11 protein-coding genes are annotated in these 15,012 nt (G+C 71.4%); 8 read left to right on the top strand and 3 right to left on the bottom strand.

From position 1 onward, the window contains the following. Position 1 precedes the first annotated feature (1 nt). The 7 genes from G515_RS0116895 to G515_RS0116865 are packed head-to-tail and all read left to right on the top strand — an operon-like array spanning position 2 to position 11,331. Positions 2 to 1,591, top strand: coding sequence for a SagB family peptide dehydrogenase (locus G515_RS0116895; protein ID WP_028661096.1), 1,590 nt, complete (start codon positions 2 to 4; stop codon positions 1,589 to 1,591). Continuing rightward, complete coding sequence (locus G515_RS22055; protein WP_036555904.1) at positions 1,588 to 4,260, top strand: lantibiotic dehydratase; 2,673 nt, start codon at positions 1,588 to 1,590, stop codon at positions 4,258 to 4,260. The genes G515_RS0116895 and G515_RS22055 overlap by 4 nt, the downstream gene beginning before the upstream one ends. Position 4,261: 1 nt before the next feature. Further along, complete coding sequence (locus G515_RS0116885; protein WP_028661095.1) at positions 4,262 to 5,302, top strand: lantibiotic dehydratase C-terminal domain-containing protein; 1,041 nt, start codon at positions 4,262 to 4,264, stop codon at positions 5,300 to 5,302. Then, a complete protein-coding gene (locus G515_RS23660; RefSeq protein ID WP_211221070.1) occupies positions 5,299 to 7,539 on the top strand; it encodes an ATP-binding cassette domain-containing protein in 2,241 nt (746 codons plus the stop codon). The genes G515_RS0116885 and G515_RS23660 overlap by 4 nt, the downstream gene beginning before the upstream one ends. Then, on the top strand, positions 7,536 to 8,285 hold the full coding sequence (locus G515_RS0116875; protein WP_028661093.1) for an ABC transporter permease: 750 nt from the start codon (positions 7,536 to 7,538) through the stop codon (positions 8,283 to 8,285). Before G515_RS23660 ends, G515_RS0116875 begins: the two co-directional genes overlap by 4 nt. After that, a complete protein-coding gene (locus G515_RS0116870) occupies positions 8,282 to 10,105 on the top strand; it encodes a TOMM precursor leader peptide-binding protein (protein WP_051218510.1) in 1,824 nt (607 codons plus the stop codon). The genes G515_RS0116875 and G515_RS0116870 overlap by 4 nt, the downstream gene beginning before the upstream one ends. 8 nt (positions 10,106 to 10,113) lie before the next feature. Then, positions 10,114 to 11,331 (top strand): amidohydrolase, encoded by a 1,218-nt coding sequence (locus G515_RS0116865; RefSeq protein ID WP_028661091.1) that lies wholly within the window; start codon positions 10,114 to 10,116, stop codon positions 11,329 to 11,331. A 63-nt stretch (positions 11,332 to 11,394) separates the two neighbouring features. Here G515_RS0116865 and G515_RS23375 read toward each other — a convergent pair whose 3' ends face one another. From G515_RS23375 to G515_RS0116850, 3 genes are all read right to left on the bottom strand, one after another. Beyond that, positions 11,395 to 11,547 (bottom strand): thiazolylpeptide-type bacteriocin, encoded by a 153-nt coding sequence (locus G515_RS23375; RefSeq protein ID WP_157571166.1) that lies wholly within the window; start codon positions 11,545 to 11,547, stop codon positions 11,395 to 11,397. A 61-nt stretch (positions 11,548 to 11,608) separates the two neighbouring features. After that, on the bottom strand, positions 11,609 to 11,764 hold the full coding sequence (locus G515_RS0116855; protein ID WP_028661090.1) for a hypothetical protein: 156 nt from the start codon (positions 11,762 to 11,764) through the stop codon (positions 11,609 to 11,611). Positions 11,765 to 11,961: 197 nt separating this feature from the next. Then, positions 11,962 to 12,960, bottom strand: coding sequence for a DUF2278 family protein (locus tag G515_RS0116850; RefSeq protein ID WP_028661089.1), 999 nt, complete (start codon positions 12,958 to 12,960; stop codon positions 11,962 to 11,964). Between the two features lie 370 nt (positions 12,961 to 13,330). Between G515_RS0116850 and G515_RS22820 the strand changes: the two genes are divergently transcribed. Next, the gene (locus G515_RS22820; protein ID WP_051218509.1) at positions 13,331 to 14,995 is read left to right on the top strand and encodes a S8 family serine peptidase; all 1,665 of its coding nucleotides are present in this window, start codon (positions 13,331 to 13,333) and stop codon (positions 14,993 to 14,995) included. Positions 14,996 to 15,012: the final 17 nt, after the last annotated feature.

Below are 15,012 nucleotides of genomic sequence, written 5' to 3'. Positions count from 1 at the left end.
GATGAACTACGCGAGCGAGTACGCCGACGCGATCCTGCGCCGCGGCCGGGTGCCGATGCCTCCGCTGGGATTCGCCCCCGACTGGACCGACCGGCCGCGCAAGTGGAAGCACTACCCGGGCCTCGAGTCGCTTCCACTGCCCGACGCCGCGCCGACCACCTCCGGCGCAGGGACGGTGCAGGAGGCGCTCTTCGGCGAGGAAGGTGGCGAAGCGGCCGGCGGCGGGTTCACCGTGGCCACGCTCGGCGGAATGCTGCGCGACTGCTATGGACTCCTCGGCCGACGGCTGGCGGTCCAGGCCAACACCGATCTCGCGGCGCTCCCGCGCTACACCCACGCCAACTGGCACCGAGGCGCCGCCTCCGGCGGAGGCCTCTACCCGGTCACGATCTACTGGATCGCCGGCCGCGGCGGACCCGTCCTGCCCGGGGTGCACCATTACGCGCCGCACCAGCACGCCCTGCGCCCGCTGCTGCTGGGCGACGTCACCGGCGAGGTACGCCGCGCCCTCGGGGGTAGCGAGGAGGAGCACTTCCTGGTGCTCGGCGTGAAGTACTGGCAGAACGCGTTCAAGTACAACAACTTCTCCTTCCACGCGGTCAGCATGGATGTCGGCGCGGCGACCCAGGCGATGCGCACGTGGGCGCGCGCCGCGGGACTGCAGGCGAGGCCACGGATCTTCTTCGACGAGCGTCGGCTGGCCCGACTGCTCGGCGTCGATGATCGGGAGGGGATCTTCGCCGTGCTGCCGCTGCGCTGGACCGGACCCCGAGCCGTCGCGCCACCGTGGGCCGGCACCCGGCCCCCCGAGCCGGGGCAGATCCCGGGGGTCGTCCACGAGGACGTCGAGCGATCCCGCCGGGTGCTGGACTTCGACGCGGTGCGCCGGATGCAGGACACCACCCGGCAGGAGCACTCCGGAGCACCGGGGGCCGACGCCCTGAACCGGGCCCGGGTGTCACCGCCGAGCTCCGGCATCGAGATGCCGCTTCGCGACCCGGCCGACCTGACCCAGCCGTTGCGCACCGCCCTGCGCGCCCGACGCAGCAGCTTCGGCCGGTTCGAGGCGCGCACCCCGATGCCGGCGGCCGCGCTGGCGACCGCGCTGGCCGCCTCGGCCCGCGCCGCCGACGAGGTCGCCGGCGAAGATCTGGTCGGGCACTACGTCTTCGTCAACCACGTCGACGGCCTGCCCCCCGGCACCTATCGGTACCACGACGGACGGCTGCGACAACTCGACCCCACCCCGCCGGGGGAGTTCCTGCAGGCCAACTACTTCCTGGAGAACTACAACCTGGAGCAGGCCGGCGCGGTCGTCGTACCGACGATGCGGACCGCGGCCGTCATCGACGCGGTCGGTGAGCGCGGCTACCGCCTCGTCAACGCCACCATCGGCGCCATCGCGCAGAACTTCTACCTCGCCGCCACAGCCGTCGACCTGGGGGTGGGCGTCGCTCTCGGCTTCGACAACGTCTCGTACGTCGAGCGGCTGGGGCTCGCCGACGGGGAGGCACCACTGCTGGTGATGATGCTCGGCGCCGAACGGCCCGGGTCCGCGAACTTCCGCTACGAGATTGCGTGCATGAGATGACCGAGCCCGACGACTGGACCCTGACCCCCGAGCTGATGGTGCGGGTCGCAGGCCTGCCCGTGGAGACGCTGGCCGGGCTGCGCTGTCCGCAGACGCTCGCCTGGGCCGAGCGGGTGTTGGCCGAGGAGGTGCGACTGCGCGCCGCGGCTGCGGCCCTCGCCGAGGCGCTCGGCGAGCTCGTCGTACGCCTCGAGGAGAAGTCGGAGCGCGCCCGGCTGCTGAGGCTGCGCCGCGACGTCTTCAATCTGCGGATGCCCGGGATCACCGATCTGGAGGCCCTGCTGGGCTCTCTGGACACCCCCTTGGACGACAGACTGCGCGACCGCGTCGGCGACCATCTGTGCGAGGTGGCGCGCCTGGACGAGCTGAGGGCCCTCGGTGACTCACACCTGGCCGCCGAGGGCCCGGCCTCCCGGGCAGCGCTGCGCCGCCTGCTCGCCGAGCCCCGGCTGCGCGCCGGCCTGCTGCTCGCCTCACCCGGGTTGGAGGCACAGATCGATGCCTATGTCGGGGCGTCCGCAGACGCGCCCGCCAAGCGGGCCCGCAAGGTGGAGCGGTCGGCGGTCAGCTACCTGTCCCGAAGCGTCGCGAAGCCCAGTCCGTTCAGCACCTTCACCGGGGTGGCTCTCGGGCAGGTCGCCGCGCCGGACACCGACCCACAGGTGCCCACCGAATGGACCAGCAGCGTCCGGATCAATGTCGTCGCGCTGACCAGGCTCGGTGAGGCGATCGCTGCCGACCCCGACCGCCGCGGCGACCTGCCGGTGCGTCCGGCCTCCGGCTGGGGGCGCGACTCCGACCGGGTCCGCTACGTGCGTCGCTCCCTGCGCGCCGGTGACACCGCGGCCACCGTCACCTTCGACTCGGCGCGCGACCAGCTCTTCTTCCTACGTCGCAGCGACATCCTGGAGGAGATCCTCGCGCTGGCCGACGGCGGCCCCGCCCTGCTCCACCGCGACCTGGTCTCCGGCCTGGCCACGCGACTCGGCGCCGCCACGCAGGAGTGCGAGCAGTACGTCACCGCACTCCTCGAGCTCGGTCTGCTCCAGGTGCCCGTGTTGGCCACCAACGTCCATGCCGTCGACCCGCTGCGCTCCTTCCGCGACGCGCTCCGCGAACTCGACCGGCCCTGGTCCCGGCAGCTGGCCACGGCGCTGGACCACCCGGTGGAGTGCCTGGACGACTACCCGACGGCGACACCTGCGCGGCGGCGTACCCTCCTCGCCGAGCTGCGGCGCGGACTCGGCGCCGCGATGACATCCCTCGGCGCTGATCCGCAGGACCTGCCCAACACCCTGATCTATGAGGACGTCCGCGCCACCCGAACGCCGCTGCCCTGGTCCGGTGAGAGCGTGGCCGACGCGCTGCGGACCCTGGAGCGGGTGCTGCCCGCCTTCGACCTGACCAGGCGCCACCGGCTCACCCTGCGGGGCTTCTTCGTCGCCCGGCACGGAGTAGGGGGGCGCTGTGAGGACCTGCTGCGCCTGGTGCACGACTTCCACGAGGACATCTACGACGAGTATCTCTCCTGGGTCTCGCGCCACTCCCGTGTCGACGATTCCGGTCGACTCGTCGATGATCCGAACTTCCTCGGCGATCGCCGGGTCGCCGCGCTCGACCGGGCCCGCCGGGTCTTCGCCGAGGGCCTCGGCCGCGTCCTGGCCGAGCACCCCGAGGCCGAGGAGGTCGAGGTCGGAGCCGACCTGGTCGACGCCGTCGCCGCCGAGCTCGTCGCGGAGAGCGACGGGCTCACCGCCCATACCCACTTCCTGCAGCCCGCCGACGGCGACCAGATGGTGCTCAACCAGGTCTACGGCGGCCTCGGCTTCCCGTTCAGCCGGTTCACCCACTGCTTCGCCGGGGACGGCCTGGTCGAGCGGCTCCGGCATCGGGCCAGGGCGCTCACCCCGCCGGGGACGGTGCTCGCGGAGGTGACCGGCGGCGCGGCGACCACCAACCTCAACCTCCACCACCGGCTCACCGACCACGAGATCGTCTGCCCCGGTGAGACCAGCTCGGCACCGCCCGAGCAACGCATCGACCTGGCCGACCTCGTCGTCGAGCACGACCCCGATCTCGACCGGCTGGTGTTGCGCTCGCGCCGACTCGGCGTCGAGGTGGTGCCGGTCTACTTCGGCTACCTGTTGCCGCAGGCGCTGCCCGCGATCGCCCGCACACTGCTGCTCCTCTCACCCTCCGCCACGCTGTGGTTCGAGCCCTGGGCGGGCGTACCGGGCGCCCTGGAATCGGTCCGACTGCCGCGGCTGCGGATGGGCCCGCTGGTGCTGGCCCGTCGCTCCTGGACGGTGAGCGTCCGGGACCTGCCCGCCGAGACGGGAAGCTCCGCGGAGCAGTTCCTGGCCTGGCAACGGTGGCGCGCCCGGCTCGGCCTCCCGGTCCGGGTCTTCGCCAGGGTCCATCCTCCCGAGGGCGCCGCCGGACGCCGGCCCAAGCCGCAGTTCCTCGACCTCGCCAGCGAGCTCTCCCTGGCCTCGTTCCGGGGCTTCCTCGCCGATCCGGACTCGCGGGTGGAGATCACCGAGTTGCTGCCCGACCCGGACCGGGCCACGGTCCGCTCGGGCGCAGGCCGCCACGTCGCGGAGTACGCCGTGGAGACGGTCGCGGTCGAGCGGATCCGAACACTCAGCACCACACGAAGGAGCGCGTGACGTGACCACCAGGCACACCTCGCCGGGCGACTGGCTCGGGATACACATCTACTACGCAGCCAGCCCGCAGCCACTGCTCGCCCAATGCCTCGGTCCGCTGGTCGACGACCTGAAGGCAGATGGTCTGCTCGCCGGCCACTTCTTCATCAACTACTGGCTGGAGGGTCCGCACGTGCGGCTTCGGCTGCGTCCGGCGACCGCGGCTGCCGGTGCCGAGGTACGGGCCCGCGCCGAGGCGGCGATCACGGGCTTCCTCGAGCGACGTCCTGCCCTGTACAACGTCGAGACCGGCTTCCTCTCCGATCTCTACAACACCTTGTTCGACATGGAGCTCGAAGACGTCGACCGGGACCGATACGTCGGGTCGGACGGTCGGATGAACGTGCGCCCCAACAACAGTTTCGCCTACCAGCCCTACGAGCCCGAGTACGGAAAGTACGGCGGCCCCGCGGGCGTCGACCTCGCCGAATGGCACTTCCAGCACTCCAGCGACCAGGTCCTCCACGCGGTCCGCACGCTCAACGTCCACGTCCGCACGGTTGCGCTCGGGACCGCCGCCCAGCTGATGATGGTGATGGCCGCGTCCTTCCTGCCCGACGGCGAGCAGTTGGCCGCCTACCTCGAGCGCTATCACGGGTTCTGGCGGCGCACCTTCGCCGGCACCGACCTGGTCGACTACGGCACCAGCTACGAGGACACCCCCGGTCTGCGGGCCCGGGTCGACATGGTCCGCGCGGCGATCACGACCGGCGACCTCGATCGGCTGCCCGACTACCTCGCCGGGTGGGCCTGCCACTGTCTCGACCTCCGCGAACGGGCGACCGCTCTGGCGCAGGAGGGCCGGCTGGTGTTCCGCTCGGGCGACCGCACCCGCGACGAGGTCGTCACCGACCCCGCCGACGCGCGGGTGCGGCTGCTGTCGCCCTATCTCCACATGACCAACAACCGGCTGCACATCACGATCCGGGACGAGGCCTACCTCTCGGCCCTGCTCGCCCGAGCCCTGCGCGATTCACTCTCCGCCACGGCGGTGTCCCCATGACCGCCACCGGACTCCTCGACGCCCGGCCGCGGCTCCGGACGGACGCCGTGGTCGGACCCGCTCAGCACCGCGGACCGGCGCGAGTGCACATGGTCCGGGTGGGGGCGCGCACCCTCGAGGTCGGCGTCAAGGAGCACTTCCTGATCGTGCGGCTGGACGGCACCCGCTCTCTGGCCGAGATCGGCGTCGACTATCAGGCCGAGTTCGGCAAGGGCTTGGGACCGGCCAACTGGGGCCGGATCCTCGGCACCCTGCAACGCAGCGGTCTGCTCGCCGGCGACCCGGCCGAGCAGCCGGTGGCCCGGGACTCGGGGGAGACCGCTGCCCCGCAGCCGAGCGGGCGTGCCTGGGGGAGATCGATCCCCTTGGTTCGCCGACCCGGCGCGATGCTCGACGCCGTCCTGCGGCCCCTCCGGCCGCTGCTGTCGGCATGGTTCATGGTGCCGTTGCTGGCCGCGATCCTTGTCATGGAGTTCGTCCTGGCCACCCGGCTCGACGAGCTGACGGGTCAGGCCGGCCGGGTTCTTCACCGACCCGGTGCACTGCTGCTGGTCTGCCTCGCCACCTGGGTGGCGGTGGCCCTCCATGAAGCGGCGCACGGCCTGGCCGCGCGTCGCTACGGCGTTCCGGTCCTGGAGATCGGGGTGCGCTGGACCCCGCCGCTGGTGACCCCTTACTGCCGTACCGACGGCTATCTCCACCTCCCGCGCCGCAGGGCCCACGTCGCGATCGCCGCCGCCGGGGTCGTGGTCGAGCTCGCGCTGCTGCTGCCGGTGTTCCTGGTCTGGTCCCGGATCGACCCGGGACCGACCCGAGACACCCTCGGCGCGATCCTGTTCTTCTTCAGCCTGCACGCCCTGTTCAACGCGCTGCCGCTCCCGCCGATGGACGGCTACCGGATGCTCGGCCATGCGCTTTCGCTGACCGATTACGCCCGGCACACGCTCACCTTCGTGGTGCTCCTCGGGCGACGGGACCCGCTGGTGGCCAGGTACCCGTCCTGGGTTCGCTGGTGCTACCTGGCCCTCGCCGTGTTCTGGGTGCTCACCGCGACCGCGACCCTCGCGCTGCTGGTCCTCCTCGGCCAGCTGCTCACCGGCAGTTGGCTGTGGTCGGCGGTCGCCGTGCTCGGCCTCGCCGTGCTGGGTGCGCTCGCCGCCCGAATGCTGGCCCGGCGCCGGGTCGCGGCCCCGGCGCCTGCACCTGTTCCCGCCGCGCCGACGCCCGGCCGGCACCGCGCCGAGACCCCGCCAGAGAGGACCCATCCGATGACCCAGACCCAGCAGCACAGCCAGGACCCGGCCGAGGGCGGGAGCCGCCCGGCGCATCGCACGGAGCGGCCGGTGCTCGAGCTGACCGACGTGGTGAAGACCTACGGCGAGCGACGAGCCGTCGACCGGGTCACCCTGAGCGTCGCTCCGGGGGAGTTCCTCGGGCTACTCGGACCGAACGGCGCCGGCAAGACCACCCTGGTCGAGGTCGCCGTCGGCCTGCGTCGGGCGGACGGGGGAGCGGTCTCCGTGCTGGGTGCCTCGCCGTGGCCGCGCAGCACCGCAGTGCTCTCCCGCCTGGGCGTGCAGACCCAGACCGCCGCGTTCTTCGTCCGGCTCACCGCGCGCGAGCACCTGCGCACGGTGGCAGCCCTGTACGGCTACGGACCGGCCGCTGCCGAGAAGGCGCTGCAGTTGGTCGGGCTCGAGGAGTCCGGCGACGTGCGTGCCGAGCGACTCTCCGGGGGCCAGCAGCAGCGGCTCGCGATCGCCTCGGCGCTGGTCCACGACCCCGAGTTGATCTTCCTCGACGAGCCGACCGCGTCGCTGGACCCGCAGGCGCGGCGCGAGCTGTGGGCGGTGCTGCGCTCCCTGCACGCCAACGGGCGCACCGTCGTCTACACCACCCATCACCTCGATGAGGCAGAGGCGCTCTGCGACCGGGTCGCGATCATCGCCCGGGGCAGGATCGTCGCGCTCGGGGCGCCGTACCAGCTCATCGACGAGGCCGGGCTGCCGACCCGGCTCGTGGTGCCGCGTCAGGCTCTCGCTCCGGAGCAGGCCGGGGCCGTGCCCGGCGTCCTCACCGCCACGAGGGAGGGCCCCTCGGTGGTCATCGAGACCCACCGGCCCGAGGTCGTGCGCCCGGCGCTGGAGGACCTGGTCGGGCGCAGCGCCGTACAGACCCGCACACCCACCCTCGAGGACGTCTACCTCGACCGGATCGGATCGGAGGACCCACGATGAGCGCGACCATCGCCCTGACCACCTCGAGCTGGCGGGCCTACCTGCGCGACAAGGCCTCACTGTTCTTCACCTTCGCCTTCCCGCTCGCGTTCCTCGTCCTCTTCGGAGCGATGTACCGCGACCAGGAGCTCGAGGGGGTTCCCTACGTCCAGTACGTCGCCTCCGGGGTGCTCTCGTGGGGCGTGGCCAATGCCGCGGTGTTCGGGACCGCGTTCACGCTGATGCAGTGGCGTCGGGACGACCTGTTGCGATTGATCCGACTCACCCCGACCAGGGTGCCCTCGGTGCTCGGCGCCCGGCTGCTGATCACGCTTGCGATCGCGGCCTGCCAGGTGGCGCTCTTCATCGGGGTCGCCATGCTTCCGGCGTTCGGGCTGAGCCCGGCCCGGACCTGGCCGCTGCTGGTGCCGGTACTGGTGTGCGGGGTGATGGCGTTCCTGGCGGTGGGCGCGCTGATCGGCACGTACGCCGAGACGCCGGAGGCGGTCGCCGCCGTGTCCAACATCTTGATGGTTCCGATGGCCTTCCTCTCCGGTGCCTTCATCCCGCTCGCGGCGATGCCGGACTACCTCCAGGACATCTCGCGAGTCCTGCCCCTGACCTACCTCAACGAGGCTGCCATGGCGGCGCTCAACGGCACGGACGCCGGCGCCACGGTGGCCACCTCGAGCGCGGCGCTGCTGGGCTTCGCGGTGGTGTTCTCGCTCGTGCTGCTGCGCGTCTTCCGGTGGGACGCCAAGCGATGAGCCTCGAAGCCGGACTCGCCGACCGGGCCCACGCCGCCGGGCTGGCGGCTCCGGTGGTGGTGCCACTGGGCGGGGCCGACGTCACCGGCACGGGCGACCGGTTCCGCGACCTGCGGCCCTCGGCCGGCGTCCACGTCGCCGCCGACGCGGTGCTGGTCGGCCCCGGCAGGGGAGAGGCGTGCGGGCTGTGCCTGGCGATCCGATGGCAGCGGCTGCGGTCGATCCCCGAGCGCGACGCGCTGGAGACCGGCGCCGCGCAGACGGCCGCCGGTGCCTGGCCGCTGCCGACCGCGTTCGTGGCCGACGCGGCCTGGGCGTTGGTGCGGTCCGCGCCGGCCACCGGCACGGTGCTCCGCCTCGACCTGGTCACGCTGCGCGTCGAGGCCCATGAACTGCTGCCCGAGCCGTCGTGCCCTGCGCACCGGGCGAACCACGGCACGCCCACGGTCCGGATGCGATCGCGCCCCAAGCCCACCGGCACGACCGGCACCAGGCTGCGTCCGGCTGCGGACTATGCGTTGCCGACCGGAGCGCTGGTCAACCCCGTGTGCGGCGTACTGGGTCCCGCGACGTTCCGCGACCTGATCGCGCCCACGACCGCGGCGGTCAGCGGGCACTTCGTCGAGCGCGGCCTCCAGGGCGTCAACGACATCGGCTGGAGCGGCAAGTCCGACACCTTCGCCGCCAGCCGCGATCTCGGACTTCTGGAGGGCCTCGAGCGGTACGCCGGCACCCGCCAGCGCAACGGCCACCCACCCGTGCTGGCATCGCTGAACGAGCTCGTCGAACGGGGCCTGGCCGCCCTCGACCCCCGCGAGTGCGGGGAGTATCCGGAGGCCACCTACCGGCACGACCCCGTCCTGCAACGGTTCGCACCCACCGCGCAGATCGCCTGGGTCCAGGGTCACTCGCTGCGCGACGACCGGCCGATCCTGGTTCCGGCGCGCTCCACGTTCTACGGTCGCCGCACCCGGGGTGACGACTTCGTCTTCGAGTGCTCCAACGGCTGCGCCACCGGCAGTTGTCTCGAGGAGGCGGTGCTCCACGGGCTGCTGGAACTGGTCGAACGCGACGCCTTCCTGCTCGGCTGGTACGCCGGCCGTCCCGTCACCGGGATCGACCCCGCGACCCTGCCGGTGCCGGCAGTGCGCAACCTGCTGCACCGGGCCGCCCTGCATGGTTACGAGGTTCGTCTCGTCGACAGCCGAGTAGACCTGCCCGTCCCGGTCGTGACCGCGATGGCGATACGCCTCGACGGAGGGCCGGGCACGCTCTCCTTCGCCGCCGGGGCGGCTCTGGATCCAGCGGACGCCGCCGCAGCAGCGCTGGCCGAGGCTCTGACCTACCTCCCGCACCTGCGCTCCGACGCGGTCCACCAGCGCGCGCGGATCGAGCGGTTGGCCGCCGACTTCGACAACGTCGTGACGATGCGCGACCACGCGCTGCTCTACGCCCACACCGGGTCGGTCGCGCACGCCCGCCGGTTCGTGGAGCCCGCTCGAGTGCTGCCGTTCACCGAGGTCTACGAGCCGACACCGAGGACCGCCGACGTACGCGAGGACCTGGACAGGCTCGGCGCCGAGATCATCGCGACCGGATGCGACCTGATCGTCGTCGACCAGACCACCCCCGAGCAGGCGCGGCTCGGTCTGACCACCGTCCGCACCATCACGCCGGGTCTGCTGCCGATCGACTTCGGCTGGGGCCGCCAGCGGGCGCTGACCATGCCGCGCCTGCGAACCGCCCACCAGCGTGCGGGTCTCGCCACGGGCGACCTGACCGACGCCGATCTCCACCTCGTTCCCCATCCCTTCTGTTAGGAGTGCCCATGACGTCGATCCCCGCCGCCGACACCGTCCTCGTGCCGACCGTGGCGCTCTACATGGACCTGCACCGCCACCCCGAGCTCTCCGGCGCCGAGGAGCGCACCGCCGCGCGGCTGGCAGGTTGGTTGCGTGAGGACGGCCTGGAGGTCGCGTGCGGCGTCGGTGGCCACGGCGTGGTCGGTCTGCTGCGCAACGGACCCGGGCCGACGGTGATGCTGCGCGCGGAACTCGACGCTCTGCCGGTCGCCGAGCAGACCGGACTGCCCTATGCGAGCCCCACCGCAGTGATGCATGCCTGCGGCCACGACCTGCACACTGCGGCGCTCGCCGGCGCCACCCGGCTGCTCGCCGGCGTCCGTGACGACTGGCGAGGCACGCTGATGGTGGTCGGCCAACCGGCCGAGGAGACACTCATCGGTGCCCAGGCGATGCTCGACGATGGGTTCCGCGATCGGTTCGGCACGCCCTCGGCCGTGCTCGCCCAGCATCTGATCCCGATGCCGGCCGGGATGGTCGCGCACACGTCGGGGCCGATGCTTGCCGGCAGCCTCACCCTGCGCGTGGTCGTGCACGGCACGGGCAGCCACGTTGCCGCGCCGCAGCACGGCGTCGATGCCGTGGTCGCCGCGGCCGCGATCGTGATGCGGCTGCAGACCGTCGTGGCCCGGGAGAGCTCTCCCGGCGAACTCATCGTCGTCTCGGTGGGCCGGATCAGTGCTGGCACGGCGCCGAACCTGATAGCCGACCAGGCCGAACTGGAGGTGACGCTCCGCGCGCTGAGCGTCGCCAGCCTGGCTCGCACCGAGGCGGCGGTACGCCGCATCGTCATGGCCGAGGCCGCCGCATCCGGCTGCCAACGGCCACCGGAGATCTGCGTGGAGTCACGTTCCCCGGTGCTCGTCCCGGACGAGGATCTCACCGCAACCGTCGCCTCCGCCCACCGCGATCACTTCGGCCGGCCGCGGGTCACCACGGCGTGGCCGTCGCTGGCGGCCGAGGACGTGGGCAGATTCGCTGAGTCCGACGTCGCGCTGTGCTACTGGATGCTCGGCAGCATCGGCCGCACGCAGTGGCAGGCGCTGTCCGGCTCCACGGCAGAACGGCTCGCCCAGGCGCCACCCAACCACTCGCCTCGGTTCGCCCCCGCACCCGGGCCGGCACTCTCCACCGGGATCGAGGCACTCACGGCGGCAGCGCTCACCCAGCTCACCACGGCCTGACCTCGGCGAACCGAAGCGCCGGCGTACTCCACTGGGTGGAGTACGCCGGCGCTCGGGTCGCGCTCAGGCGCAGGTGCTCGAGGTCGTGCTCGACGTGCTGCTGGTGCTGCACGCGCTGACGAACAGGTCGTCGGCGTCGGTGTAGTCGGCGATCTCAAAGGTCTCCGACTCCAGTTCTGACATCTCGCGGGCGAGAGAGTTGAGCTTGCGCTCCATGGTCCTCCTCCTTTCGACGTGAGATGGGTGCCAGGCATCGCTGGGCGCCCGGACCAGCGAGTCAGGCCGAGCAGCTCGTCGTGCTCGTGGTGCTTGAACAGGTGCTCGACGAGGCCAGGTACAGGTCGTTGGTCTCGGTGTAGTCGGAGACCTCGAAGGTCTCGGACTCCAGTTCCAGGATCTCGGCGGAGAGCCGGGCAAGGTCCTTGTGCGACATGGTGCTTCCCCCTTTCGGAACGCTTGCGCCTCCGGCGGATCCGGTGGCTCGACCAGTCCACCAGCGGGCGCTGGCAAGCCACTGCCACCGCACATGCGTCTGACTGACATGCCGCTGACATCCGGCGTCAGCGGCTCCCCGAGAACCCATGGCGGCAGCTGACCGGAACGACGCGTAGGGGAGGACAGCTCGAGAGATCAGAAGACGACGGTCCATCCCTCGCCGCGGATGTCCGCGCCGGTGTAGGCGATACCGTCGACCTTCAATTCGCCGGGATCCAGGAGCGTGAGCGTGCCCCCGCTGTTGCCCAGCGCCACCGGGGGCGTCAGCGTGCAGGCGATGGTGGCACCGGCCGCGAGGCTCCCGGTCGGCGTGGGGCACCGATTCTGCCGCCGGTCGAGGAATGTCCAGCCGGTCAGGTCGATGGCCGCGGGTGTGGTGTTCAGCAGGGTGACGATCTCGGCCTCCGGGGCCGGCCCGACCGGGTTGACGAGCGCGCCGACGATCCGGACCCGCCCGTCGCCCTCGATCTGTCGGCCCGGGTCGGTGATCGGGTGTCCGGTGACGTCGTCGGTGTGCCAGGCCTGGCTCTGGAAGGCCAGGAAGATCGCGACCCAGGAGGAGGATCGCGTGAAGTGGATCAGCAGGCCGCCGTCCTGCCACACGCCGTTGTCGCCGGCGAATCGCCCGGAGTTGCCCTGGTTCATGTGGATGTCGTGCACGCCGTTGCCGGGCTCGAATCCGAAGACCTTGTCGCGCTTACCCCGCTCGGGGCCCCATCGTTCCCCGAACGCATACAGCAGCGCCTCCGGATCACCGATCGCCCGCTCCACGAAGTGGTCTAGACGGTCGGAGAGGTCGTTGTCGGGTCCGGTGAGGTCCGGCGGCAGTTCGCGCATGTCGGTCGGGGCGAACATGTTGCCCCGCACGAAGTCGAGGCTCGCGCCGCCCGGCCCCGACGGGAGCGGCGTCCAGCCGTCGACGTCGGGGAGCGCGTCGAGGAGCGGGTGTCGAAAGTCCTCGACCGCGAGGTAGAGCAGCTCCGAAGGAGCGAGCTGCGAGAGCACGTTGACCGCGATCCGATGATCGGTGCCGTCCGCGACCATGTGCACCTGGTAGTGCGGGCTGTCGGTGCCGCCCTCACGCACTTTGGCGACCGCGCGGCCGCGCAGGACCCCGTACGACTTCAATGGCATGGGTCCCCCCCCGGGTCCACGGGCTGCCGCGTCGTTCGCGCAGCCTATTCACGCTAGCTGGGTCACCCCGCCTCCGCAACGGAGCCGGACGCTGGATCGGACACCCCACGCCGGCGGGGTCGGGCCGTGCTCGGAGCCGTTTACAAGGCTGCGTGGGCAGCCGTAAAGTCTTGATGTTGCGGTGCGTTCGACGTCCCCCATCGCAGGAGCGCGTGGGTGAGGTTCTGAGTCGATGAGTTTGTAGACCATCTCTGGCACAGGAGGCCTAGTGATGGCGGACTTCAGTCTTTTGGGTAGTGAGCCTGTCGAAGTCCCGGGTGAGGTCGTTTTCGGCGTCACCGGCGGCGTCAGCAGTGGCTTGGAAGTGAGCATGACCAGCGGGCCCAGCCGGGGCACCTTCGCGGTGACTGAGATGGGCGTGAGTGGTCTGGACGGTGTCTTGTCCGGGCTGAACGTGGTCGATATTCGCCGTGTGCACGGTCCTGCGTCGCCGGCGCCGATGGGCGTACTGGCCGATGAGATCGACGAGGCGATCGGGGGGACCTTCCGGATCCGCTATGCGGGTCGGGCCAAGGTCAGTACTGCCGTGGACCGGCTCAACAAGCTGGACGAGGTGACCTTCGCCGAGCCGGTGTACCTGCGTGAGGCGTTCGTGACGCCGAACGATCCGAGCTTCGCCCAGCAGTGGGGCCTGACCAAGATCCGCTGCCCGGAGGCGTGGGACAGAACGACGGGGTCGGCGAACGTGACGGTCGCCGTCGTCGACAGCGGGGTCGACCTGGACCACCCGGAGCTGTCCGGCCTGCTGGCGGCTGGCCAGGACCTGGTGGATCTTGGCCCGAATCCGGGACCGCCGATCCCCGGCTGGGTGTGGGAGGGCGACTTCAACGGGCGTGACAACGTCCCGCAGGACGAGGTCGGACACGGCACGCACGTCGCCGGAACGATCGCCTGCGCCTCGAACAACGGCACGGGCGTGGCGGGGGTGACGTGGGGTTGCCGGGTGATGCCGGTCAAGGTGCTGAACCGGGCACGGCGTCTGTCCGACAACCGGATCTCCGGATTCGGCACCTCCGTCGACATCGCGGCCGGTATCCGCTGGGCGGCCGACCACGGTGCGCAGATCATCAACCTCAGTCTGGGGGGCCCGACCAATGACACGGTGACGGCAGACGCAGTGGCCTATGCGGTCAGTCGAGGCTGCCTGGTGGTCGCGGCGATGGGCAACACCGGTGACGCGGTCCCGCAGTTCCCGGCCGCCCTGCCCGATGTGCTCTCGGTCGCGGCGGTGGACATCAACGATCGGCGTGCCGCGTTCTCCTCGATGGGGCCACACGTCGACGTGTCCGCGCCCGGTGTGGACATCCTGAGCACCGACTGGGACAACACCTTCGGCAGCAAGAACGGCACGTCGATGGCCTCCCCGCACGTGGCGGGCATCGCGGCGCTCATGCTCTCGTGCAACGCGAACCTCACGTCGGCACAGCTGACCCAGATGATCCGCAGCTCTGCCCGGGCCCTACGCGACGTCGCCGCCGACCCGGTGCCCAACGACCGGTACGGAGTGGGCCTTGTCGATGCCAAGGCCGCGGTGGATCTGGCGTGTCCTCCCGTGCTCCGGTCACTGCGGCTCACCTGTCCCTCGGAGGGGATCAGGTGCCCGTCGATCACGATCTCGTGCGCGTCGAGGTTCCTCCGGTGTCCGTCGGAGTCGATCCGCTGTCCATCGGTGACCATCATCTGTTCCTCCAGCAGCGTGCGGTGTCCCTCGGAGGCCGTGCTCTGTCCCTCGGTGGGGTTGGTGTGCCCGTCGGAGGCCGTCCGGTGTCCCAGCACGGTCGTCCTCTGCCCGTCCGAATCGGTCCGGTGCCCCTCGGTCTCGTCGGTGTGCCCCTCCACACTCGCCGGCTGCGCCAGCACGCGGGCGTGCGATGGTCCGGACTTTCCGGACTTTCCGGACTTTCCGGACCGGCCAGGGGCGGCGGGCGCCAGCGCCGATGACCCCTACGGCGTGGACTACGACGAGAACGGCTGAGGGCGGTAGCGACCACG

Origin of the sequence: Nocardioides insulae DSM 17944 (assembly GCF_000422825.1) — a bacterium.
In the GTDB taxonomy this organism is placed as follows: Bacteria; Actinomycetota; Actinomycetes; order Propionibacteriales; family Nocardioidaceae; genus Nocardioides; species Nocardioides insulae.
The sequence above is the reverse complement of the archived record's forward strand: the minus strand, read 5'-3'. Positions and strand labels throughout refer to the sequence as shown.